Here is a 1,109-nt window from a genome sequence, read left to right as displayed (position 1 = left end):
CCGGTGCGGCGCGCCGCCACCAGGCTGGGCGGGCCCTCGCCGCCCGGCAGGGCGCGCAGGCCGAAGCCCAGCGGGGCGAGCATGTCGCGCAGCGTGTCGCGCAGCGCCTCGCCGGTGGGCTGGGGGGTGGCGACCAGCCGGCCGAGCGTGTCGATCCATCCGGTGGCGCCGAGCAGCGGCGTCGCCAGGGCCAGGCGGTCCAGCCCGTCGGTCGCATCCAGCAGATCGGCGGAGGGTCCGGCCTCCCACGGCATGGCGGTCGCTCCCAGCCGGCACCCCTTTTGAGTGACGGCCCTCGCGGCGGCGCCCCAGCGCGCCGCCCCTGCTGGCTTAGCAGCGCCAGCGCCGCTGTGCAGGGCCTGCCGGCCGGCCGCACGGCTTGTTGAAGCGGCTGAGGCGCAACCATTGCACGAAAGCGCGAGCGGCACGGGGTTCCGCGCCGCTTGGCAAGCTTGCTGCACCGCACTGGGAGGTTTGGGAAGCAGGAAGCCGGCCTCGTGCCGGACGGATGGAACTGGTTCCGTCCAGCAGAACCGGTTCCATCCTGGTGCGAGGCCGCGCCGGCCATGACCGGGTTCGACCCGGACAGGCCGCGGCCGCGCCCGGGCATACAGGCTGGCGGGCTGGCCGGCCGCGCCGCGATTCAGGTCCGGGCCGCGCCGCGGCGGGGGCCGGAGCGCTCGCCACGGTCGCGATAGGGCGGGCGCGGCGCCTGGGCGGGCGTGGCGCCGCCGGGCAGCGGCTCGACCCGGATATGCGGGTCGTCCGCATCCGGCCGGCGCGCGGCGGCGGCGAAACGCCCGGCGGCGGCGGAGGCCACCTCGAACTGCGTCTCCCGCCCCAGGATGCGGATGCGGCCGATCTCGTTGCGCTGCACGCCACCACGGCGGCACAGGAAGGGCAGCACCCAGCGCGGATCGGCGCGCCCGTCGCGGCCGACATTCATGCGGAACCAGATGCCCTCCTCGCCGCGCGGCTCGCGCGGTTCCCGCACCGGGCGGCGCAGATACTCGTCCGGCGAGGCCAGCTCCTCCGGCGCCGGCAGCGGCGCGCGCAGCACCTTCACCAGCGCGGCGGCCAGCGCCTTCGGGTCGGCGCCGCCTGCCAGC

The 1,109-nt window shown here is 77.1% G+C and carries 2 protein-coding genes; both read right to left on the bottom strand.

What is annotated here, in order from left to right; genetic code table 11:
• A partial coding sequence (locus HMPREF0731_RS21510) for a hypothetical protein (RefSeq protein WP_007006355.1) occupies positions 1 to 254 on the bottom strand: 254 nt, incomplete at its 3' end.
• A gap of 389 nt (positions 255 to 643) precedes the next feature.
• The coding region (locus tag HMPREF0731_RS21505) for a DbpA RNA binding domain-containing protein (RefSeq protein ID WP_007006354.1) at positions 644 to 1,109 on the bottom strand (466 nt) is incomplete at its 5' end.

The organism is Pseudoroseomonas cervicalis ATCC 49957, assembly GCF_000164635.1.
Lineage (GTDB): Bacteria > Pseudomonadota > Alphaproteobacteria > Acetobacterales > Acetobacteraceae > Pseudoroseomonas > Pseudoroseomonas cervicalis.
This window is presented reverse-complemented; position numbering and strand designations above follow the sequence as displayed.